Genomic DNA, 21544 nt, shown 5'->3' with positions numbered 1-21544 from the left:
AAGCGATGGATCTGGGCATTGCAGGCAAGTGGGCGCTGGTGTGTGGCGCCAGCAAGGGGCTGGGCTGGGGCTGTGCGCGCGCGCTGGCGCTGGAGGGGGTGAATGTGGTGATGGCCGCGCGCGGTGCGGACGCGCTGGAGGCGGCGGCGGCCGCGTTGCGCGCCGAACTGCCGCCCGGTGCGGGCAACCAGGTGCTGACCGTGGCGGCCGATGTGACCACCCCCGCCGGGCGGGAGGCCCTGATGGCCGTGCCCGGCGGGCCGGGGCGCGACGTGGACATCTTGGTGACGAACGCCGGCGGGCCGCCGCCGGGCGACTTTCGACAGTGGGACCGCGACACCTGGCTGCGCGCGCTGGATGCCAATATGCTGACGCCCATCGAACTCATCAAGGAGACGGTGGATGGCATGGCGGCGCGCGGCTTCGGGCGCATCGTCAACATCACCTCCAGCGCCGTCAAGGCGCCGATCGACATCCTGGGCCTGAGCAACGGTGCGCGCACCGGTCTCACCGGCTTCGTGGCCGGTCTGGCGCGCAGCGGCCTGGCGGGCCAGGGGGTGACCATCAACAACCTGTTGCCGGGCAAGTTCGCCACCGACCGGTTGCGCGCCACGCTGCAGGCGGCGGCGGACAAGATCGGACAGCCGCTGGAGGTCATCGAGCACCAGCAGCGCAAAGCCATCCCCGCCGGGCGTTTTGGCACGCCGCAGGAGTTCGGTGCCGTCTGCGCGTTCCTGTGCGGCGTGCACGCCGGCTACATCACCGGCCAGAACATCCTGCTCGACGGCGGGGCTTATCCGGGGACGTTTTGAGGGCGTTGCCCGTTCACCCCCGCCGCGACGACACCGCGATGCCAGCGACGATCAGCCCGAAGGCCAGGGCGTGGTAGGCCTGTGGCGTTTCGCCCAGCAGCAGCGTCGACATCACCGCGGCGAACAGCGGCGTGAGGTTGGTGAAGAAGCCGGCCACCGTCGGGCCGGCGCGCTGCACGCCCGCCCCCCAGCAGCGGTAGGCGATGACCGACGGCCCCACGGCGACGAAGAGCAGCACCGCCGCCAGAGCCCAGCTCCAGTGGATGCGGGTGGGCATGTCCGCAGGCGTGGCGGTGGTGAGCCAGATCCATTCGCCGCCCGCCAGTGCAGCGGCGCTGATCAGGCCGAAGGTGGTTTGCGCCAGCAAAAACGCCGCCCAGTCGTTGCGGATCTCGGGCGATTCCGCCCGGCGCGTCAGCAGCCAGCTGTAACAGGCCCAGGTGAAGGCGGCGGCCAGCATCCACGCATCGCCGGGGACGAACTGCAGCTTCAGCAGATTCGTCCACTGGCCCTGCGACAGCACCACCAGCACCCCGCCCAGCGACAGGACGGCGCCCGCCAACTGCTGCGGTTGCACCGGCGCGGCAAAAAACAGCCGGCCCACCAGCATCATCCACACCGGCATGCTCGACGCGACCAGCGTGACGTTGAGCGGCGTGGACGTGTGCAGCGCCAGGTATTGCAGCATGTTGTAGCCCGCCACCGCGAACAGCCCCAACACGGCAAAGCGCCGCCACTGCCGCCACATCGGGCTGCCCGGGTGCAGCACCCAGTGCGCCAGCGGCACGAGCAGGGCGAAAGCGATCAGCCAGCGCAACAGATTGAAGGTGATGGGCGGAATCCAGGCCGCCGCCATGCGGCCGACCACGGCGTTGCCCGCCCACAGCAGGGGCGGGACGGTGAGCAGCGCGATGGTGGAGGGGGCCAGGGGCGCAGTCGTGTCACGGGGCATGAGGCGACTGTACCCGAGCCGTCGTGGGGCTGCCGATCGCCCCACTAATGGGCCTGGGCTCAGTCGTGGCACCATTGGGGGTTTGTTTGGCCACCGAGCCGCAGGAGACCCCCCATGATGAACAGCCGTGCCGTGCAAATCGACGCCCCTGGCGGCCCCGAGGTGCTGCGCCTCGTCGAGGTGGAGGTGGGGGATCCGGGGCCGGGCGAGGTGCGCATCCGCCACCACGCCATCGGCTTGAACTTCATCGACGTCTACCACCGCACGGGCCTGTACCCGATGCCGCTGCCGGCGCGTCTGGGCATGGAGGGCGCCGGCGTGGTGGAGGCGGTAGGCCCCGGTGTGACGCACGTGGCCGTGGGTGACCGCGTGGCGTACGCGTCCCAGCCGCCCGGTAGCTATTGCGACGTGCGCGTCATGCCGGCCATGAATGTGTGCCGTCTGCCGGACGCCATTTCGTTCGAGGAGGGCGCGGCGATGATGCTCAAGGGGCTGACGGCGCAATACCTGCTCAAACACAGCCGGCCGGTGGAGGGGTTGCAGCCGGGGGACTTTGTGCTGTTTCATGCGGCCGCGGGCGGCGTGGGCCTCATCGCCTGCCAATGGGCGCGCGCGCTGGGCTTGCGCCTGATCGGCACCGCGGGTACCGACGACAAGTGCGCGCTGGCCATCGCCAATGGCGCTGAGCACTGCATCAACTACCGCACGCAAAACTTTGTCGAGCGCGTCAAGGCGATCACGGGCGGGCGGGGTGTCAAGGTCGTGTACGACTCGGTGGGCAAGGACACCTGGGACGGCTCGCTGGACTGTCTGGCGCCGTTTGGGCTGATGGTGTCGTTTGGCAACGCCAGCGGCCCGGTGCCGCCGTTTGCGCCCGGTATCCTGGGGCCCAAGGGTTCGCTGTATGTGACGCGTCAGACGCTGTTCTCGCACATCACCAGCCGCGAGCGTACGCAGGCCATGGCCGATGACTTGTTCGGCGTCGTCACGTCAGGGCAGGTCAAGATACACGTCGAGCAGCGGTTTGCGCTGGCGCAGGTGCAGGACGCACACCGGGCGCTGGAGGCGCGGCAGACCACGGGCTCGACCGTGCTGCTGCCCTGACGGTCACGCGATGGCGCGCCGCCGCTGCACCACCGCCCGGTCACGGCTACCTCACGGCCGCTGGGCGGCGGCCTCGCACCAGTAGGCCAATTCGTTGCCGCGCGAGGGCTCGCGCACCACTTGCAGTCCGGTAAACCCGTGCGGGCCGCTGGCGGGAGCGCCGGGCAGGTAGCTGGCCTGGTGCAGCAGATACGGGTGGCCGTCCCGCAACCCCAGCGTGCGCACCGTCACCCCCGCCCCGGGGGCGGGAGGCAGGCGGTTGGCCACCTCCACCACCACCGTGGCCCCCTCCAGCAGGGGGCGGGCCGGGCCGTCGTGAGCCGTGGGTTCGATGAGGAAAACGCGCGTGGCCCCCGCGTAGGCCACGTGGCAGGCCACCGGCTGCGTCAGGGCCGGCGCGCACAGCACGGCGGGCAAAAGGAAAGCGATCGCGCGTTTCACGTTGCCCTGTTTATACAACGGGATTCAGTCGAAGCCGATGCGCTTGGCCGCCGACAACACCTGCACCACCGCGCGGGTCGCTTGGCTGAAGGGGGTGCCGGGGGCGATGGCTTCTTCGGCCTGTCGCCACTCGCGGCGGTTGACCAGCTCGCCCACGCCCGCGGCGACTTGGTGGAAGTGCTTGTGGCGCTCGATCAATTCGGCAAATCGCGGTTGCGAGCCGAAGCGCTGGCGGCCTTCGCCGTAGATCCACTTGCCCAGCGCGCAGCAGTCGTCGCGGCGCAGCGTGTCGGTGTCCACGGTGGCCTGGTTTTCGATGGCGTCGCGCAGCTTGACCTTCCACTGCCGGTGCGCATCGATGATGGCATCGACGTCCAGGCCCTGCACGGCACTGGCATACTGCGTCTGGCTGCCCGCCAGACGGAACTCGTCCACCAGCGCCGCCATGCGCAGCGCGGCATCCCGCTGCGCCGCCGAGGCGGTGGCGGTCTCCTCGGCCAAGGCGGCGTTTTGCTGGGTGTTGCGGTCCAGTTCCTGCACGGCTTCGCCGATCTGCTTGACGCCCAACTGCTGCTCGCGCGCGGCGTTGGCCACCTCGTCCATCAGCTCGCGCGTGCGTTGCGCGGAGGCGACGATGTCCTGCATCACGCCACCCACGCCCTGCACCACGTCGACGCCAGCGGCCACGTCCTGCACCGTGCGCTCGATCAGGTCCTTGATCTCGCGCGCGGCCTGGCTGGAGCGCTGCGCGAGCTGACGCACCTCACCGGCCACCACCGCAAAGCCCCGGCCCGCCTCGCCGGCGCGCGCCGCTTCCACCGCGGCGTTGAGCGCCAGAATGTTGGTCTGGAAGGCGATGCCATCGATGACGCCGGTGATGTCGCGGATGCGTGCGGAGGATTCCTCCAGCCGGCGCATGGTCTGCACGACGCGCTCGACGATCTCGCCCCCGCGGGCCGCGGAGCCGGCGTTGGTCTGTGCCAGATCGGCCGCCTGCGCCACCAAGTCGGCGGTGTGCGCCGAGGTGGATGAGGTTTGCTCCAGCGCGGCGGAGGACTCCTCCAGCGCCGCGGCGGACGATTCGGCCCGTGCGGCGACGTCGCGCGCCCCGTGGGTGACTTCGATTGCCGAGTGCACCACCTCGTTGCTGGCGTGGCGCACGGCGCGGATGATGTCGGTCAGGGCCGCCTGCAGCATGGCCAGCTCCCGCTGCAGACTGCCGAGGGTGTCGTCGGCGTCGGCCACGATGGGCTGGCGCAGATCGCCCATGCTGAGCGTGAGCATGTCGCGCCGGATGCCGCGCACGCGCTGTCCCAAGGAACGCATGGTCCATACCATGCCCATCGCGGCGCCGCCAACGGCCAGCAGGTCCAGCCCCCAGCGCCAGGCGGGGATGGCGTTGCCGGATGCCCAGCCCACCGCATCGCCGATTAGCGGAACGGCCGCCGCCGCGATGGCGGTGACACACCCCAGGGTCAGGTTGTGCCGCCACCCCTGGCCCGCCGATGGGGCGTGGGTGGGTGTTGTGGCCGTGGGAATCGCCAACGCGGCTTGTGAGATGTCCCCTCTATTCTTGTGGGTTTGATGGCTCGAGCAATCAATTTTAGCAGAAGGTCACGCCGTAACCTCGTCGCGCCAGGCCAGGTGCACCGCCCAGACGTCGTCCAGCCGGCGCAGCAGCGCCTGCACGGCGTCGGGCCAGAAATGGCGGCCGGCCTGTTCCTGCAGGAAGGCCAGCGCGCGCTCGCGCGGCCAGGCCGGCTTGTACGGGCGCGCGCTGGTCAGGGCGTCGAATACGTCGGCCACGGCCACGATGCGCGCCTCGGCGCTGATCGCCTCGCCTTTGAGGCCGTGCGGGTAACCGCTGCCGTCCCATTTTTCGTGGTGCTGCAGCGCGATGGTGCGCGCCATGCGCAGCAGCGGGCTCGGGTCGTCGCCGATGATGTCGGCGCCCATCTGCGGGTGCTGGCGCATCACGGCCCACTCGGCCTCGTCGAGCTTGCCGGGCTTGAGCAGGATGGCGTCGGGCACGCCGATCTTGCCGATGTCGTGCATCGGCGCGGCCGCCAGCAGCGTCTCGCAGTAACTGCGCGGCGCGCCGAGCTCCTGCGCGATCAGGCGGCTGAAGTGGCTCATGCGGATGACGTGGCGGCCGGTCTCGTTGTCCTTGAACTCGGCGGCGCGGCCCAGGCGGCGGATCACCTCCAGCCGGGTGCGCTCGACCTCGTCGCGCTGCACCAGCGCCAGGTGGGTGCGGATGCGCGCGCGCAGCACCGGCGGCGAGATCGGCTTGGTCACGTAGTCCACGGCCCCCAGCGCCAGCCCGGCGGCCTCGTCCTCGTCGGCGCCGAGCGCCGTGCAGAACAGCACCGGGATGTGGGCCGTGGTGGGGTCGGCCTTGAGGATGCGGATGATGTCGTGGCCGGTCATGCCGGGCATCATGACGTCGAGCACGATCAGGCGCGGCTGCAGCTCGCGCACGCGCGCGAGCGCCTCGGTGCCGCTGCGCGCGAACGAGAGGCGGTAGTCGCCCTCCAGCACCTGGCGCAGCAGCTGCAGGTTGGCCGGCTCGTCGTCCACCAGCAGCAGGCGCGGCGGGGCGTCCAGCTCGGCCCAAGGGGTGAAGTCGGCGGGGATCGGGGCGGCGTCAGGCATCGGACGGGGGCTCCTGCGAATCGGGGGTGGACCAGCGCGCCAGCAGCGCCAGCGCGGCATCGAAGTCGAAGGCGTCCAGTGCCGCGCGCAGCGCGGCCGCGTGGGCCGCGTGGGCCGGGTGGACGGCGGCCAGCGCGGCCAGCGCGGCGTCGTCGATCTCGCCGCGGCGGCAGGCCTCGCCCAGACGGGTCAGCCACGGCGCGGCGCTCGCATCGGGCGGGGGCAGCGCCCCGGCGGCCGCGGGGGGCGCCGGCGGTGCCCCGACCGCGGCCGGCTGGTCGGCCAGCCAGTCGGTGAACGCCCGCCAGGCCTGCACGGCCGGCACGGGGTCGGGCGCCTCGCCGCGCGCGTGCGCCAGCTCCAGCGCGCGCGGCCTGCGCCAGCGCCGGCAGCGCCAGGTTGGCGGCGGCGCCGGCCACGCGGTGCCACTCGGCGCGGCCCCAGCCGGCGGCACCGGTCCACGCGGCGGCCTGCTCCGCGTGCCAGCGGTGCAGCTGCGCCAGCCACGCCTCGCCCCACAGCGCGTGGCCGCGCGCGGGGTCGGCCACGGGCGGGTGGGACGCCGAGGCCGATGGAGACGCGGCATCCGGGGCGGCACCGGCCACGGCGGGCGGCAGCCCGCTGTCGGGCGATCCGGCCTGCGGCGTGTCGGCACGCGGCGCCGCTGCATCCGCGACCGAAGCGTCCTTCTGCCCGGCACCGGCGGCCTGCCCCGACGCCGCGGGCGCATGGCGGCGCCGGGCCACCTCGGCCAGCGCGCGCCGCAGCGCGGCCGGGTCGATCGGCTTGTCCAGAAAGCCGTCCATGCCGGCGCGCTGCGCCGCGGCGCGGTCGGCCTCCAGCACGCTGGCACTGAGCGCCAGCACCGGCACCGGCGGCAACCCTTGCGCACGCTCCCACGCGCGCAGCCGCTCGCACGCGGTCACGCCATCCAGCCCCGGCATGTGCAGATCCAGCAGCAGCACGTCCCAGGTCTGCGGCGCGGCCTGGTAGCGCGCCAGCAGCGCCGCGCCGTCTTCCACCACGGTGACACGGTGCCGCTCGCGCTCCAGCAGCAGCGCCAGCAGCTCGCGGTTCTGCGCCACGTCGTCGGCGGCCAGCACGCGCAGCGGCGCTGTTATCTGCCGCGTCTCATCGGTCCGATCGGTCGGTTCGGCGCACAGTTCGTCGGGCAGCACTGGCAGCGGTAGGCGTACCTCCACCCGGGTGCCGACGCCGACCTCGCTGCTGAGCGCCACCTGTCCACCCATGAGTTCGGTGAGCCGCTGCACGATGCTCATGCCCAGGCCGGTGCCACCGTAGCGGCGTGCGGTCCCCTCGTCGGCCTGCACGAAGGGGTCGAAGACGACGCGCTGGCGTTCCGGGGGGATGCCGATGCCGCTGTCTTCCACCCACAACAGCAGGAATTCCCCAGCTACCGTGGCGCCCAGCGTCACACCGCCACGCTCGGTGAACTTGAGCGCGTTGCCGAGCAGGTTGGTCAGGATCTGGCGCACGCGGTCGCCGTCGCCGTGCCAGCAGCGCGGCAGCGTGGCAGCCGCCTCCAGCCGCAGGTCCAGCCCCTTGCGCGCGGCCAGCACGCCGAACTGCGATACCAGGTCGTGCAGCAGCCGGTCGAGCCGGAACGGGGCCGGCGCGATGCGGAATTCGCCGCGCTCCAGCTTGGCGGCGTCCAGCAAGTCGTTGAGGATGCGAAGCAGCGCACGCGCCGACTCCAGGACGGTGCGCGCCTGCTCGCGCTCGGCGCTACCGTCGGGCAGCCTTTCGCGCAGCAGCTCGGCAAAGCCGACAATGGTGTTCATCGGCGTGCGGATCTCGTGGCTGACGTTAGCGAAGAAGGCGCTGCGGCTGGTCAGCGCCTGCTGCAGCTCGTTCTGGGTACGTTGCAGCGCCTGTACCATGTGCACACGCTCGGTGACGTCAAAGACCAGCTTCAGCACCGAGCGCACGCACCCCTCGGCGTCGAACATCGGTTGGTACCAGCCTGATAAATGCACGGTACGGCCGTCCTTGGCGCGCCGGGCGAACTCGCCCGGCTGCGCCTCACCGTGTCGCAGCGCGGCCCAGAAGGCGGCCATGTCGGCCTGCTGCGCCTCGTCCGTCCAGACCACGCGGTGCGCCCGGCCGGCCAGCTCCTGCGGCGCGTAGCCGAGCAGCCCGGCCAGCCTGGCGTTGACCTCGAGAAAGGTGCCGTCCGGTGTCAGCACGGCACGGCCGACCACGTTGTCGATGGCGGCCAGCAGCGCACGCTCACGCTCGCGCGCCTCGTGCTCTTCGGTGACGTCGGTCAGGTACAGATCCAGCACCGGGATCGGCGCGACGCGCCTGCGCGGATCGGGCTGAAAGTCGTGCGCCACCGCGCGCACACGCACCTGACGCCAGCCCTGCGTGGCGTGGCGTACGCGCACCTGCAGCTCGGTTTGGTAGAAGGATGGGCGCCGATCTGGAATCACGCGCGTAACGGCGGCCCGGTCCTCTGGGTGCACCAGATCGAGCAGCGACCACTCGCCGCGCTGATAGCTTTCGAGCGATTGGCCAGTCAGTTCCGCCAGCGAAGGTGACACCAGCAGCCGCTCGAAGCCACCATCGGTGCGCAGCCGTACGATAGCACCAGGCAGGTGGTTCAGGATGTCGCTCAGCAGCGCCTCGCGTTCGCTCAGCCGGCGCGATAGTGCCCGGTAGGTGGCGATGCCGAGCAGTCCCCAGGCAAAGCCGAACGTCACCGCCACCACCACCGCCACCACCACCGCCAGCTCGAATTGGCGATTGACCCAGCGCGGAAATGCCAGGTCCACTGGCCCGATGAAGAGCGACGCCTGCATCGCGGTGTAGTGCATGCCGCTGGTGGCCAGACCCAGGATGCAGCCGGCGACGACGATCACCGCCAGTCCCGGCAGCCGCGTGTGGCGGCGCAGCCACTCACGCGCCCCCAGCCCCGCCACCGCCAGCCCCACCGCGACGACGATCGACAGCGCAAAGCCCGCCGGGTCGTAGCGCAGGGTGCTGGCGATGCGCAGTGCGCCCATGCCGCTGTAGTGCATGGCGCCGATGCCGGCGCCGACCCAGACGCCGGCGACGACCACCGCGCGCACGCCGGGGCGTCCCTGCGCGCCGGGCCGCGCGTACAGGCGCAAGCCGATGGCCGAGGCGGCGACGCTCGGCAGCATCGACAGCGCGGTGATCCAGGGGTCGTAGCGCACCGGCTGGCACAGGTCCGCCGCCAGCATGCCGATGAAGTGCATTGCCCAGACACTGACGCCCAGCGAAAGCGATGCCAGCGCGTAAGACCCGCGCGCCACCGCGGGGCCGAAGCGGTCGGCGCGGCGCGCCAGACTGACCAACTGTAGAGCCGCTATACCGCCCGCGCACGCGATCAGCAGGGACAGCGCCACCAGCCATGGGTCATAGACGACCGGGGCCACAGGCCCAGCCTCATCTCGCCACGCGAACCCACGCTGCCACCATGAATCCATGCCACCCCCGAACCACTGCGCACCCATCATAGCGGGGCATCGGGGCGTGCGCACAGCGGGCGCGCGCGGCCGGTCAGTGTGCGCCGCGCGTCGGCATCACGTGTACCCAGTCGCAGTCCAGCCACACGCGCAGCGGCTGGCCCGGCTGCAGTACCTGCCGCAGCGGACCGGAGCGCGCTAGCCGCAGTTCCACCCCCGCCAGACCATCGACGCTGGCCGTGGCCATCGTCGTCTCACCGAGGTTGCGCACGGTGTGCAAGGTGGTGGCCAGCGCCTGCTCGCAGGTGCCAGGGGTGTAAGAGCCGGCGGTGCGCTCGCTGTCCAGATGCAGGCCGTCACCCTGCACCACCCAAGTGACGCGCTGCCCGGGCGGGATCTTGCCTTTGTCGCGCACGCGCAGCTGCAGGGCGGAAGGCGAGCCGTCCGCTAGGTGCCACTGCAGCCAGCCGGCGCCGGCGGCGCGGTCGGCGTCGTCGCGCGGCCCGAGCCACACGCCCTGAAAGCGGTTCTGCACACCGACCAAGTCGGCCACGCGCGCGTTGCGCGGGCTGCGGTAGATATGCGCCGGCGTGCCGCTTTGCAGCACCTTGCCGTGATCCATTACCACCAGCCGGTCAGCCAGGTGGCGCGCTTCGATCAGGTCGTGCGTGACGAGGATGATCGGGATCGCCAGATCCTTGCGCAAGTCCGCCAGCAGATCGTAGAGGCCCTGGCGGTTCATCTGATCGACCGCCGAGAACGGCTCGTCCAGCAGCAGCAGGCGCGGCTGGCGCGCCAGCGCGCGCGCCACCGCCACGCGCTGCTGCTGCCCGCCAGAGAGCTGGGCCGGGCGGCGCTGCATCTGCGCGGGCGTCAGGCGCACGTGTTCCAGCCAGCGTGCCGCCTCGGCGCGGCGCTGCCCGCGCGGCAGGTGCAGCAGCGCCAGCGCCACATTGTCTAGCGCAGACAGATGCGGCATCAGCGCATAGTTCTGAAACACCAGTCCGACGTGGCGCCGCCGCGGCGGTACGAACACGCCGGCCTGTGTGTCCACCCAGACCTCGTTGCCGACGCGGATGAGGCTGTGTTGCGGGCGCATCAGCCCGGCCAGGCAGCGCAGCAGCGAGGTCTTGCCGGCGCCCGACGGCCCCACCAGTGCCAGCAGCTCGCCGGGCTGGCACTGTACACTGCCCTGTAATGGCATTGGCTCGTGCTGGTCGATCTCGACGTACAGTGCCCCACTCATCGAGTGCTCCTCAACGCTTGATCGTGCGCGCTGCGGCAAAGAATGAGGCCGCCACTGCCACTAACGACAGTGCCAGCAGCAGTAGCGCCATACGGTCGGCGGCCTGCAGATCGAACGCCTGCACACGGTCGTAGATGCTGATGGCGATCGTCTTGGTCTCGCCCGGAATGTTGCCACCGACCATCAGCACGACGCCGAATTCGCCCAGCGTGTGCACGAAGGTCAGCACTGAAGCCGACAGGATGCCGGGCCAGGCCAGCGGCAGCTCCACCCGCCACAGCGTCTGCCAACGCGACAGGCCGTGTACTGCGGCGGCCTCTGCCAGGTTACCTGGAATGGCTTCGAAGGCACGCTGAATGGGTTGCACGATGAATGGCACGTTGAACACTGCCGAGGCAATCAGCAGCCCCAGAAAGTTGAACGTCAGGCGCAGGTCGAAATGCTCCAGCATCCAAGCCCCCAGCGGCGAGGCTGCGCCCAGTGAGACCAGCAGGTAATAACCCAGCACCGTAGGCGGCAGCACCAGCGGCAGCACCACGGTGGCTTCTACCAGCGATTTGCCCGCGAAGCTGGCACGCGCCAGCCAGCGCCCCATCCACAGACCCAGCGGCAGCAGCACCAGTAGGGTCGCTGCCGCCAGCTCCAGCGACAGCTCCAGCGCCATCCAGTCCAAGGTTTACTCCTTCGGCATGGCAAAGCCGTAGCGCACCATGATGGCCTGCGCCTCGGGCGCGGCCAGGAAGTCGTAGAACCGTCGCGCGGCCTCCGGTGCATCCTTCATCAGCACCATGCGCTGCGCCAGCGGCCTGTGCCAGGACTGCGGAATCAATGCGAAGTCGCCCAGAGCGGCCACCTGCGGTGCCTTGGCCAGCGACAGCGCGATGATGCCACCCTCGGTGGAGCCGGAAGTGGCGAACTGCGCGGTCTGCCCGATGTTCTCGCCATAGACCAACCGGGGCTCGATAGTCTCCCAGATGCCGACGTACTGCAGGGCTTCCTTGGCGCGCTTGCCATACGGAGCGTGGTCGGGCGCAGCGATCGCGAACTTGTGCAGCCGTCCGTCCTTCAGCGCCGCGGCCAAGTCTTTCAGCTCGCCGTCCGCCTTTAGCGGCGAGCCCTTGGGCACCATGATGCCAATTCGACCGTAAGCATAGAGTTTGCCACGGTCGAGCGTCTTGCCGACGTCGGCCAGCTTGAAAACGAAGTCCTCATCGGCCGACATAAACAAGTGGAACGGCGCACCTTGCAGGATTTGTGAATAGAAATTTCCGGAGGAGCCGAACACCAGCCGCAGCTTATGGCCGGTGCGTTGCTCGAACAGCTTGGCAACCTCCTCTACCGCGAACTTGAGGTCGGCAGCGGCGGCCACGGTCGGCGGGGCAGCGGGGGAGGACTGGGCCAGGGCGGGCCGTTGCAGGCCGGCCACGGCGGCCAGCGACAGCGCGGCGACGGTGATCCAGCGGCGCAAAGGGGACGGCATGACGGCTCCTTGGACGGAGGGTGGTAGACGGTTGACGATATCGTTATCTTATCATGAAGATATCGCTTTGCATAGACGACGAGGTGAGCCGCTTGCTATCATCACGCGCGATGAAACCCGCCCTGCACGTCTCGCCGCTGGAGGCGCGCACGCGCTTTCGCATCCAGGTCAAGCACGCCGTGGCCATCGGGCCCGGCAAGGCCGACGTGCTGCAGGGCATCGCCGAGACCGGTTCGATCGCTGAGGCCGGGCGGCGGCTGGGTATGAGCTACCAGCGCGTTTGGTCACTGGTGCAGGCGATGAACCGCGACTTCGTCGAACCGCTGGTGGCCAAGCAGCGCGGCGGCAGCCACGGCGGTGGCGCAGAGTTGACGCCGCTGGGACAGCGTGTGCTGGCGCTGTACCGCGAGGTGGAGGAGCGAGCGCAAGCGGCGGTGGAGGCCCCTCTGGCAGAACTGGTACCGCTCATTCGGCACCAGCTCGAGGGGGATGCGGACATGCCACAACAACCCGTGGTGGGGTGATCCGTCAGCGGCTGCGCCGCACGCGCAGGATCTCGTCCAGGATCAGGCCGATGGCGCCGATGGTGATGGCGGTGTCGGCCAGGTTGAAGGCCGGAAAGTGCCCGCCGGGGAACAGCGGGGCCAGCCAGCGGAAGTGAAAGTCCAGCATGTCCACCACATAGCCGTGGACCATGCGATCGATGACGTTGCCGAGCGCGCCGCCGAGGAGGCAGGACAGGGAAAAGGCGAACAGCCGCTGGCCGGCGTGGGCGCGCAACATCCAGACGATGAAGATGGCCGCCCCGACCCCGATGGCCATGAAAAACCAGCGCTGCCAGCCCCCGGCGTTGGCCAGAAACGAAAAGGCCGCCCCCGTGTTGTGCACCCGCACGAGGTTGAAGAACGACGTCACCGGCGTGGCGTCGCCCAGCCGGTAAAAGACCAGGACCAGCCCTTTGCTGATCTGGTCGAGCAGCAGGATCAGAAACGCCAACCCCAGCCAGGTCAGCATGCCTTTGGACGAGGCTTTGGCCATGGGTCGTGACGCGCGCGTCAGGCCGCGTGCCGGGCTTCTCCGGCACCGTGCAGATTGCTGGTGCAACGCCCGCACAGATGGGGGTGGGCCGCGTCGTGGCCGACGTCGGCGCGCCAGTGCCAGCAGCGCGCGCACTTGGCGTGCGGCGACGGCGTTACCTGCACCGCCAGTGTGGCCCCGGCCTGCAGGGTCAGCGCCGATACCAGGAAGACGAACTTCGCGTCCTCACCCAGCGTGGCCAGCAGCGCGTGGTCCTCGGGCGGCAGGGTGAGCGTCACCTCGGCCTGCAACGAGGGGCCGATGCGCCCGGCGCTGCGTTCGTCCTCGATGGCTTTGTTGACCGCATCGCGCACCGCCAGGATGCGCGCCCACTTGGCCAGCAGCGCCTCTTCGGGCGTGGGCAGCGGCAGGTAGGTCTCCGTGAAGATGGAGGGCGAGCCGTTGACGGGGGAGCCGATCAGCGCCCACGCCTCTTCCGCGGTGAACGACAGGAAGGGCGCGATCCAGCGCAACATGGCGTGCGTGATCTGGTGCAACGCGGTCTGAGCGCTGCGCCGCGCCAGGCTCTTGGGGGCCGTGGTGTAGAGCCGGTCCTTGAGCACGTCCAGATAGAACGCGCCCAAATCCTCGGAGCAGAACACCTGCACCTTGGCCACCACGGGGTGGAACTCGTAGACGTGGTAGTGCGCCAGGATCTCGGCCTGCAATTGCGCCGTGCGCGCCAGCGCCCAGCGGTCGATCTCCAGCAGCTGTTCCGCGGGCACCGCATCGGTCTGCGGGTCGAAGTCGCTGATGTTGGCCAGCAGAAAACGCAAGGTGTTGCGCATGCGCCGGTAGGCGTCCACCACGCGCGCCAGAATCTTGTCGTCGATGCCCAGGTCGCCGGAATAGTCGGTCGCCGCTACCCACAGGCGAATGATCTCGGCACCGAGCTTGCCGCTGATTTCCTGCGGGGCGACGACGTTGCCCAGCGACTTGCTCATCTTGCGGCCTTGGCCGTCCACCGTGAAGCCGTGGGTCAGCAAGCCGCGGTACGGCGCGCGGCCATACATGGCGCAGGCCGTCAGCAGCGAGGAGTGGAACCAGCCGCGGTGCTGGTCGTGGCCTTCCAGGTACAGGTCGGCTTCCGGGCCGCTGTCGTGGCCGGCGCCGGCGTGGCTGCCCTTGAGCACCGTCGTGTGCGTGGTGCCGGAGTCGAACCAGACCTCCAGGATGTCGTGGCTCTTGCTCCAACGGGCCGGGTCGCCGCCGTCGCCGATGCGCTGCAGGATGTCGGCGGGGGTGAGCTTGCTCCACGCCTCGATGCCGCCTTGCTCCACCACCTCGGCGGCCAGGTCGATGATCTCGGGCGTGCGCGGGTGCGGCTCACCGCTGTCCACCTCCAGCAGGAAGGGCAGGGGCACGCCCCAACTGCGCTGGCGGCTGATGCACCAGTCGGGCCGGTTGGCGATCATGTCGCGCAGCCGTGCGCGGCCGTTTTCCGGGTAGAACTGGGTGTGCTCGATGGCTTCCAGCGCCATCTCGCGCAGTGTGCGCGGCGCGGGGTCGGTCGCGAAGATCCCGCGTGTGGCCGCCGTGGGCGCATCCATGCGCACGAACCACTGGGCCGCCGCGCGGTAAATGACCGGCGTCTTGTGGCGCCAGCAGTGCGGATAGCTGTGCGTGATGGTCTGGGTGGCAAACAGGCGACCCGCGTCGCGCAGCGTATCGATGATCACCGGGGCGGCCTTCCAGATGGACTGTCCGCCAAAAAGGGGCAACTCCGCTGTATACGTGCCGTTGCCCTGCACGGGGTTCAGAATGTCGGCCAGCGCCAGCCCGTGCGCCACGCAGGAGTTGAAGTCCTCCACACCGTAGGCGGGTGCGGAGTGGACGATGCCCGTGCCGTCGTCGGCGGTGGCATAGTCGGCCAGATAGACGGGGGCAAGCCGGTCGTAGCCCGAGTGCACATGGGCCAGCGGGTGGTGGAAGTTCAGCTTTTCCAGCGCGCGGCCGGGCACGGTGGCCAGTACCGAGCCTTCCAGGCCATAGCGCTGCAGGCAGGACTCGACCAGCGCCTCGGCCAGCACCAGCAGGCCACGCGGCGTGTCCACCAAGGCGTAGAGCAGTTCGGGATTGAGGTTGAGCGCCTGGTTGGCCGGAATGGTCCACGCAGTGGTGGTCCAGATGACGGCAAAGATCGGCCGCCCCTGCAGACCGGCGGGGCTGGCGTGCGGCAGCCCGCTGTCGCGGAAGAAGGCCTGCAGCAGCTTGTCCGGCTCCGCGCACGGAAAGCCCACGTCCAGCGTCTGGCTCTGCTTGTCGGCGTATTCGATTTCGAACTCCGCCAGCGACGAGCCACAGTCGAAGCACCAATACACGGGCTTGAGCCCGCGGTACACGAAGCCCCGCTCCATCACGCGCTTGAAGGCGCGGATCTCCTCGGCCTCGTTGCGGAAGTCCATGGTGCGGTAGGGCCGCTCCCAGTCCCCCAGCACGCCCAGGCGTTTGAAATCGGCGCGCTGCTGGTCGATCTGCTCGGCGGCAAAGGCGCGCGCCTTGGCCTGCATCTCGTCGCGGCTCAGGCCCCGGCCGTGCAGTTTTTCGATTGCGTTTTCGATGGGCAGGCCATGGCAGTCCCAACCGGGGATGTACTGCGCGTCGAAGCCAGCGAGCTGGCGGGCCTTGACGATCATGTCCTTGAGGATCTTGTTGACCGCGTGGCCGATGTGAATCTTCCCGTTGGCATACGGCGGGCCGTCGTGCAGGATGAACTTGGGCGCGCCGCGGCGCGCCTCGCGCAGGCGGCGGTAAATGCCCTGGGCCTCCCATTGGCGCACCCAGTCCGGCTCGCGCTGCGGCAGATTGCCGCGCATGGGGAAGGGGGTGTCCGGCAGATTGAGCGTGTGGCCGTAGTCGGGGGCCGGGGCGGAGTCGCGGCGGTCGGTCATGATGGGCGGGCGGGCGTGGGGCCGTGCGCGGCAAACCAGGCGCGGGCATCGGCGCAATCCTGTGCGATGCCGGCGGTCAGGGCATCCAGGCTGTCGTACCGGCGTTCGTCGTGCAGCTTGTGCAGCAGTTCGACGCGGATGATTCTACCGTAGGCCTCTCCCGGCACCGGGGCGTGGGCGAGGGCGGCACGCACCCGTTCGGGCCAGTCCAGGCAGTGGGTTTCCAGCAGCACGCGGCCGCCGTTGACGTCGTTGGGATCCAGCGAGGGCCGCACGCCCAGGTTGGCCACCCCGGGCAGCGGGGCGGCGTCGGACGCCGGATCCAGCCCATGCACCTGCACGACGAAAATGCCGCTGGCGGCCGGCTTCCAGTGGTCGAAGCGCAAGTTGAGGGTGCGAAAGCCGTCGCCGTGGCCGCGCGCCGACTCGCCAAGGGCACGGCCCAGCTTGCGCCCGTGCACCACATGCCCGCTGATGGCGTAGGGACGCCCCAGCAGGGCGGCGGCGCGGGCCATGTCGCCGGCGGTGAGCGCCTCGCGCACGGCCGAGCTGGACACGCGCAGCCCGTGCACCTCGTAGCTCATCATGCGCGCGACGTCGAAGCCCCGGGCCTCGCCCGCCGCATCGAGCAGGGCGTAGTCGCCGCGGCGCTGCGCACCGAAGCGAAAGTCGTCGCCCACCAGCACATACCGCGCGCCCAGGGCGCCGACCAGCACCTCGTCCACGAACGCATCGGCCGACAGCCCGGCCAGCGCGTCGTCGAACGGCAGGATCACGCATTCGTCGACCCCGCAGCGGCGCAGCTCGGCCAGCTTGTCGCGCAGCGTGGCGATGCGCGCGGGCGCCAGTTCCGGACGGCGGTGGCGGGCGGCGAAAAAATCCCGCGGATGCGGCTCGAAGGTGACGGCGCACGATGGCACGCCGCGGTGCCGCGCCTCGTTGATGAGCAGCGCCAGCATCGCCTGGTGACCGCGGTGCACCCCGTCGAAGTTGCCGATGGTCAGCGCCCGCGACACGGCGGGGCGCTGGCGCAGGTTGTGCAGGCCGTAGGTGATCTTCATGGTGGGCGGGCGGCTGTCACGCGAACGTCGCCAAAGCGCGTTACTATGACACAGCCATGAGGGTGCTGAAGCTGACCGGGCAAGGCCTGCCGCAGGCGTGGTTGACGCTGGAGGAGGCCGTGCTGCACTACGCCGCCGGCGATGTGCGCTGGGTGGCGGGGGCGCACATCGCCACGTTTCGTGGCGGGCACAACGCGCGCACCGGCCGGCAGTCGGTGGTGGCGGTGCACTCCATCATCGGCACCCGGGGCCAGGCGGCGATCAACCCGTTCGACATCGTGCCGTCGCTGTCCAACGCCAAGCTGTTCGCCCGCGACCGGCACCTGTGCGCGTACTGTGGGGAGCGCTTCGACGACGCCCTGCTGACGCGCGAGCACATCCGGCCGCTCGCGCAGGGCGGGCGCGACCACTGGATGAACGTGGTGACCGCCTGCCGCGCCTGCAACCACCGCAAGGGCAACCGCACGCCCGAGCAGGCCCACATGCCCCTGCTCTACGCGCCCTACGTGCCGAGCCTGTGGGAGGACTTCATCCTGCGCAACCGCCGCATCCTGGCGGACCAGATGGAGTTTCTGATGGCGCATCTGCCGCGGCATTCCCGCCTGCACGGCTGACCGCACGACGCAGGTCATGTCCGCGGCGGCAGGGCCGGTGTCCCCGCCACCGTTCGCCAGCGCCGCGATGGTGGGGAAAAGCCGGTTACGATGGCTCCACCGCGTCGTCCTGATGACCAACCCCATCCGCCGCGAGGGAGCCCCCCATGTCGGACCCCCGTGCCACCGCTGCCGCAGACGCCCACCGCTGGCGCTTCTTCCGCGCCGGCGGGGTGGAGCAGGTGCGGCTGGACCATGCCGCCGTCCTGTGGGCCCTGGCGGAGCTGGACCCCAAGCTGTGGGCGGCGCTGGCCTGCCCCACCGCAGGGCTGGCGATTGCGCCGCAGACGCTGGCGGCGCTCGACAGCGACGGCGACGGCCGCGTGCGGCTGCCCGAGCTGCGCGATGCCGTGCGCTGGGTGTGCCAGCGGCTGCGCGATCCCGCGCTCATTTTCGCGCCCGGCGATGCCTTGCCGCTGGCCGCCCTGACCGACGACGAAGAGGGAGTGGCGCTGCAGGCCGCCGCGCGCGAACTGCTGGCGCGTGTCGGCCGCCCGGGCGCCGAGGCGCTGCAGGCGTCGGACATGGCGGACCCGGCACAGGTGTTCCCGCCGGCATTGCCGAATGGGGATGGGGTCGTGCCGGCCGATCTGGCCCGTGCGCAGGACGCGGGGCTGGCGGAATGGGTCGAACGGGTCGCTGCTGCGCGCGGGGCGACGCCCGACCGCAGTGGCCAGCCGGGCATCGACGCCGATGCGCTGGCCGCATGCGAGGCCGACGTGGTCGCGGTGCTGGCGTGGCAGGCGGCCCGGCCGCCCGGCGACGCGCAGGCGATGGCCGCGGCGCTGCACGCGGTGGATGCCGTGGCGGCCAAGGTGGACGATCACTTCACCCGTTGTCGGTTGGCCGCTTTCGACCCCCGTGCCGCTGTCGCACTCGATTGGACGCCCGAGCAGGTGCAGGCCTTGGCCAATCAGCCGCTCAGTCCGGATCGGCCCGAACTCGCCGCCTTGCCGTTGGCCCATGTGCAGCCGTCGGCCATACTGCCGCTGCGCGACGGCATCAACCCCGCGTGGGTGGCGGCCATCGCCACGTTGCGCGAGCAGGCCGTCGCCCCACTGCTGGGCGAGCGCGACACCCTGGAGCCCGACGACTGGGCGCGGCTGTGCGAGCGCCTGGGCGCCTGGCGCGCGTGGGCGGCGGCGCGCCCGGACACACCGGTTGCCGACTGGGATGCCGATGCGCTGGTCCGGTGGTGCAGCACCGATGTGCCCGCGCGGCTGCGGGCGCTGATGGCACGCGACCGCGAGGCCGCGGCGCTGGCGGACCGCCTGGATGCGCTGCAGCGCCTGCTGTGGTGGCGCCGCGATCTGGGCGTCTTGCTGCGCAACGTCGTCAACTTCGCGGACTTTTACGGTGGGGCGCAGCCGGCCGCGTTCCAGGCTGGCACGCTTTTCATCGACCAGCGCGAATGCCGGCTGTGCCTGCCCGTGGCCGATGCGGCAGCGCATGCGCAGCTTGCCGCCTACAGCGGTCTGTATCTGCTGTACTGCCAGTGCGAACGCGCCGGTGAGCCAACCATGACCATCGTCGCCGCCCTGACCGCCGGCGATGCGCCGGACTTCATGGTCCCAGGCCGCAATGGGGTGTTCGTCGATCGCCAGGGACGGGACTGGAGCGCGCGCGTCGTGCGCGTCGTGGAAAACCCGATCAGCGTGCGCGAGGCCTTTTGGGCCCCCTACAAACGCATCGCGCGGCTGATCGGCGAGCAGGTGCGCAAATTTGCCGCGGCGCGCGAGCAGGCGGTTCAGGCCCAAGCGGCCGCAGGCCAAGCCAGCCGGGCAGCAGGCCTTCGACATTGCGCGCTTTGCCGGTATCTTTGCCGCCATCGGCCTGGCGCTCGGGGCCATCGGCACGGCGCTGGCGGCCGTGGTCACGGGCTTCGTGCAACTGGCGTGGTGGCAGATGCCGCTCGTCGTGCTGGGGTTGATGGTGTTGATCTCGGGGCCGTCGGTGCTGCTGGCGTGGCTGAAGCTGCGGCAGCGCAACATCGGTCCGCTGCTGGACGCCAACGGCTGGGCCGTGAACATTCGTGCCCGCATCAGTATTCCCTTTGGCGTGCGGCTGACCGCGCTGGCGACGCTGCCCCCCGGGGCGCAGCGCGGCGGGGCCGATCCCGATGCCGACGCGCCGTCGCCCTGGCGCTGGCTGGTGCCGCTGCTGGCGGCCTTGGCCGTGGGCGTGTGGGGGTGGCGCGCCGGCTGGTGGGGGGTGTGAAGCCCTAGCGCCGCAGCATCCAGCGCAGCAGCCGCGCGCTGAAGGCACCGTAGGGCGGCCGCACCCAGCGGTCGAAGACCGTGCCCACCAGCGGATGCTGCAGATACACCCCTTTCAGGTGCGAGAAACGGTCGAACCCATGTCGGCCGTGGTAGGCCCCCATGCCGCTGGGCCCGATGCCGCCAAACGGCAGGCCGTGCTGGGGTTGGTGCAGCATGCAGTCGTTGACCGTCACGCCGCCGCTGACCGTGCCGTGCAACACGCGCTCGATGGTGCGGCCGTCGCGCTCGAACAGGTACAGCGCCAGCGGGCGCGGTCCGGCGTTGACCGCGGCCATGGCCGACTCCACCCCGCCGTCGTAGGGGACGATGGGCAGCAGTGGGCCGAAGATCTCCTCGCGCATCAGCGCACAGTCGACCGGCGGGTCCAGCACGGCGACCGGCCCCATGCAGCGCGCGCCGGTGGGCGCGGCATCCCGGGCGCGGTCCATGAGCGGCACCAGCGTGGCACCGCCCGCCGCGGCTTCTTCCGCCAGCCGTTGCATGCGTGCCCAGGCGGCGGTGGAAATGAGCGCGGTGTAGTCCGGGTCCGCCTCTCCCAGCGGCCAGCGCCGCCGCACACTCTCGCGCAGGGCGGCGACGAAGTCGGCCTGCTGGGCACGTGGCACCAGACAATAGTCCGGCGCGATGCAGGTTTGCCCGGCGTTCCAGCCCTTCGCGGTGGCGATGCGGTCGGCCGCCTGCGCCAGATCGGCACCCGGGCCCACGATGGCCGGGGATTTGCCGCCCAGCTCCAGCGTCACGGGGGTGAGCTGTGCGGCAGCGGCTTGCATGACCAGCCGCCCGACGCGCGTGGAGCCGGTGAACAGCACATGGTCGAGCGGTAGCCCCGCCACGGCCGCCGCCACATCGGCGCCACCGGTGACGACGCACACCTCCTCCGCAGAAAACGCCTCGGCCAGCACGCGCCGCAGGCATTCGGCCGTCTGCGGGGCCAGCTCCGACGGTTTGAGCAGCACATGGTTGCCGGCGGCCAGCGCATTGGCCAGTGGCGAGAGCGTCAGTTGCAGCGGGTAGTTCCACGCGCCGATGATGCCCACGACGCCCAGGGGCTGCGGCACGATGCGCGCGCGTGCCGGCCAGAACAGCGGGTTGACCGGCACGCGCCGCGGCTGCATCCAGCGTTCGAGGTGCCGGCGCAGGTGGCGGATCTCGTCGGCCAGCGGGGCCAGCTCCAGCAGCCGGGTTTCGGTCGCGCTGCGCCGGCCAAAGTCCGCATCGATCGCCCGCACCCAGTCGGCCTCGTGGGCCAGCACCACCTCCAGCAGCCGCGACAAGGCGGCGCGGCGCTGGGCCGCGGGGGCCGGCGCGCGCCGGGCAAAGGCGCGGCGCATGCGCCCGAGCTGGTCACTCAGGGCGGTGGCCCGATCATCGGGGGGCAGAGCGGCAAAATCGGGACCAGGGGCGTACATGGTCATGACAGTGGGCGAGGGGCGGTGTCCTG

General features: G+C 70.6%; 17 protein-coding genes. 5 read left to right on the top strand and 12 right to left on the bottom strand.

Annotated features, from left to right (window positions below; genetic code table 11):
• Positions 1-5: 5 nt before the first annotated feature.
• Positions 6-812: an SDR family oxidoreductase gene (locus tag ACK4TH_RS06885; RefSeq protein WP_409624168.1), complete on the top strand. Its 807-nt coding sequence runs from the start codon at positions 6-8 to the stop codon at positions 810-812.
• A gap of 13 nt (positions 813-825) precedes the next feature.
• Here ACK4TH_RS06885 and ACK4TH_RS06880 read toward each other — a convergent pair whose 3' ends face one another.
• Entirely contained in the window at positions 826-1764 is a 939-nt protein-coding gene (locus ACK4TH_RS06880) for a DMT family transporter (RefSeq protein WP_409624165.1), read from the bottom strand.
• 114 nt (positions 1765-1878) lie between these two features.
• On the opposite strand from ACK4TH_RS06880, the gene ACK4TH_RS06875 reads away from it, so the two are divergent.
• Positions 1879-2868: a quinone oxidoreductase family protein gene (locus ACK4TH_RS06875; protein ID WP_409624162.1), complete on the top strand. Its 990-nt coding sequence runs from the start codon at positions 1879-1881 to the stop codon at positions 2866-2868.
• 51 nt (positions 2869-2919) lie between these two features.
• Here the strand turns inward: ACK4TH_RS06875 and ACK4TH_RS06870 are convergent, their stop codons facing one another.
• The 7 genes from ACK4TH_RS06870 to modA form a co-directional block, all read right to left on the bottom strand.
• Entirely contained in the window at positions 2920-3309 is a 390-nt protein-coding gene (locus ACK4TH_RS06870; RefSeq protein ID WP_409624159.1) for a hypothetical protein, read from the bottom strand.
• A gap of 24 nt (positions 3310-3333) precedes the next feature.
• Positions 3334-4854 carry a methyl-accepting chemotaxis protein gene (locus ACK4TH_RS06865; protein ID WP_409624156.1) on the bottom strand — a complete coding sequence of 507 codons (1521 nt, stop codon included), beginning with the start codon at positions 4852-4854 and terminating at the stop codon, positions 3334-3336.
• Positions 4855-4923: 69 nt separating this feature from the next.
• Positions 4924-5868: an HD domain-containing phosphohydrolase gene (locus ACK4TH_RS06860; RefSeq protein ID WP_409624259.1), complete on the bottom strand. Its 945-nt coding sequence runs from the start codon at positions 5866-5868 to the stop codon at positions 4924-4926.
• Complete coding sequence (locus ACK4TH_RS06855; RefSeq protein ID WP_409624153.1) at positions 5766-9386, bottom strand: MHYT domain-containing protein; 3621 nt, start codon at positions 9384-9386, stop codon at positions 5766-5768. Before ACK4TH_RS06855 ends, ACK4TH_RS06860 begins: the two co-directional genes overlap by 103 nt.
• 124 nt (positions 9387-9510) lie before the next feature.
• Positions 9511-10662, bottom strand: a complete 1152-nt coding sequence (locus ACK4TH_RS06850) for an ABC transporter ATP-binding protein (protein WP_409624150.1) — start codon at positions 10660-10662, stop codon at positions 9511-9513.
• Between the two features lie 10 nt (positions 10663-10672).
• Positions 10673-11326: a molybdate ABC transporter permease subunit gene (modB, locus tag ACK4TH_RS06845; protein ID WP_409624256.1), complete on the bottom strand. Its 654-nt coding sequence runs from the start codon at positions 11324-11326 to the stop codon at positions 10673-10675.
• Between the two features lie 12 nt (positions 11327-11338).
• On the bottom strand, positions 11339-12142 hold the full coding sequence (gene modA / locus ACK4TH_RS06840; protein ID WP_409624147.1) for a molybdate ABC transporter substrate-binding protein: 804 nt from the start codon (positions 12140-12142) through the stop codon (positions 11339-11341).
• A gap of 110 nt (positions 12143-12252) precedes the next feature.
• Here modA and ACK4TH_RS06835 point away from each other — a divergent pair, with 110 nt between their 5' ends.
• The gene (locus ACK4TH_RS06835; protein WP_409624144.1) at positions 12253-12666 is read left to right on the top strand and encodes a winged helix-turn-helix domain-containing protein; all 414 of its coding nucleotides are present in this window, start codon (positions 12253-12255) and stop codon (positions 12664-12666) included.
• A 4-nt stretch (positions 12667-12670) separates the two neighbouring features.
• On the opposite strand, the gene lspA is transcribed toward ACK4TH_RS06835, so the two are convergent.
• From lspA to ACK4TH_RS06820, 3 genes are read right to left on the bottom strand one after another with little or no spacing between them, the layout of a single operon-like run.
• Positions 12671-13180: a signal peptidase II gene (lspA, locus tag ACK4TH_RS06830; RefSeq protein WP_409624141.1), complete on the bottom strand. Its 510-nt coding sequence runs from the start codon at positions 13178-13180 to the stop codon at positions 12671-12673.
• 17 nt (positions 13181-13197) lie between these two features.
• Positions 13198-16110: an isoleucine--tRNA ligase gene (gene ileS / locus ACK4TH_RS06825; RefSeq protein WP_409624138.1), complete on the bottom strand. Its 2913-nt coding sequence runs from the start codon at positions 16108-16110 to the stop codon at positions 13198-13200.
• Positions 16107-17171, bottom strand: a complete 1065-nt coding sequence (locus ACK4TH_RS06820; protein WP_409624135.1) for a bifunctional riboflavin kinase/FAD synthetase — start codon at positions 17169-17171, stop codon at positions 16107-16109. The genes ileS and ACK4TH_RS06820 overlap by 4 nt, the downstream gene beginning before the upstream one ends.
• Before the next feature lie 56 nt (positions 17172-17227).
• On the opposite strand from ACK4TH_RS06820, the gene ACK4TH_RS06815 reads away from it, so the two are divergent.
• Together ACK4TH_RS06815 and ACK4TH_RS06810 are read left to right on the top strand one after the other, a co-directional pair.
• The gene (locus ACK4TH_RS06815) at positions 17228-17785 is read left to right on the top strand and encodes an HNH endonuclease (RefSeq protein ID WP_409624132.1); all 558 of its coding nucleotides are present in this window, start codon (positions 17228-17230) and stop codon (positions 17783-17785) included.
• A gap of 146 nt (positions 17786-17931) precedes the next feature.
• Positions 17932-20049, top strand: coding sequence for a hypothetical protein (locus ACK4TH_RS06810; RefSeq protein WP_409624129.1), 2118 nt, complete (start codon positions 17932-17934; stop codon positions 20047-20049).
• On the opposite strand, the gene ACK4TH_RS06805 is transcribed toward ACK4TH_RS06810, so the two are convergent.
• Positions 20046-21512, bottom strand: a complete 1467-nt coding sequence (locus tag ACK4TH_RS06805; protein ID WP_409624253.1) for an aldehyde dehydrogenase family protein — start codon at positions 21510-21512, stop codon at positions 20046-20048. The genes ACK4TH_RS06810 and ACK4TH_RS06805 overlap by 4 nt on opposite strands.
• Between the last annotated feature and the right edge of the window lie 32 nt (positions 21513-21544).

It is taken from the genome of Tepidimonas sp., assembly GCF_046292505.1.
GTDB lineage: Bacteria > Pseudomonadota > Gammaproteobacteria > Burkholderiales > Burkholderiaceae_C > Tepidimonas.
The sequence above is the reverse complement of the archived record's forward strand: the minus strand, read 5'-3'. Positions and strand labels throughout refer to the sequence as shown.

Bases quoted from the DNA above. Each gene is read 5' to 3' on its own strand.
- ACK4TH_RS06885 (WP_409624168.1), top strand. From the start codon at position 6: ATGGATCTGGGCATTGCAGGCAAGTGGGCGCTGGTGTGTGGCGCCAGC.
- ileS (WP_409624138.1), bottom strand. From the start codon at position 16,110: ATGACCGACCGCCGCGACTCCGCCCCGGCCCCCGACTACGGCCACACG.
- ACK4TH_RS06805 (WP_409624253.1), bottom strand. From the start codon at position 21,512: ATGTACGCCCCTGGTCCCGATTTTGCCGCTCTGCCCCCCGATGATCGG.
- ACK4TH_RS06820 (WP_409624135.1), bottom strand. From the start codon at position 17,171: ATGAAGATCACCTACGGCCTGCACAACCTGCGCCAGCGCCCCGCCGTG.
- ACK4TH_RS06835 (WP_409624144.1), top strand. From the start codon at position 12,253: ATGAAACCCGCCCTGCACGTCTCGCCGCTGGAGGCGCGCACGCGCTTT.
- ACK4TH_RS06880 (WP_409624165.1), bottom strand. From the start codon at position 1,764: ATGCCCCGTGACACGACTGCGCCCCTGGCCCCCTCCACCATCGCGCTG.
- lspA (WP_409624141.1), bottom strand. From the start codon at position 13,180: ATGGCCAAAGCCTCGTCCAAAGGCATGCTGACCTGGCTGGGGTTGGCG.
- ACK4TH_RS06815 (WP_409624132.1), top strand. From the start codon at position 17,228: ATGAGGGTGCTGAAGCTGACCGGGCAAGGCCTGCCGCAGGCGTGGTTG.
- ACK4TH_RS06810 (WP_409624129.1), top strand. From the start codon at position 17,932: ATGTCGGACCCCCGTGCCACCGCTGCCGCAGACGCCCACCGCTGGCGC.
- modA (WP_409624147.1), bottom strand. From the start codon at position 12,142: ATGCCGTCCCCTTTGCGCCGCTGGATCACCGTCGCCGCGCTGTCGCTG.
- ACK4TH_RS06850 (WP_409624150.1), bottom strand. From the start codon at position 10,662: ATGAGTGGGGCACTGTACGTCGAGATCGACCAGCACGAGCCAATGCCA.
- ACK4TH_RS06875 (WP_409624162.1), top strand. From the start codon at position 1,879: ATGATGAACAGCCGTGCCGTGCAAATCGACGCCCCTGGCGGCCCCGAG.
- modB (WP_409624256.1), bottom strand. From the start codon at position 11,326: ATGGCGCTGGAGCTGTCGCTGGAGCTGGCGGCAGCGACCCTACTGGTG.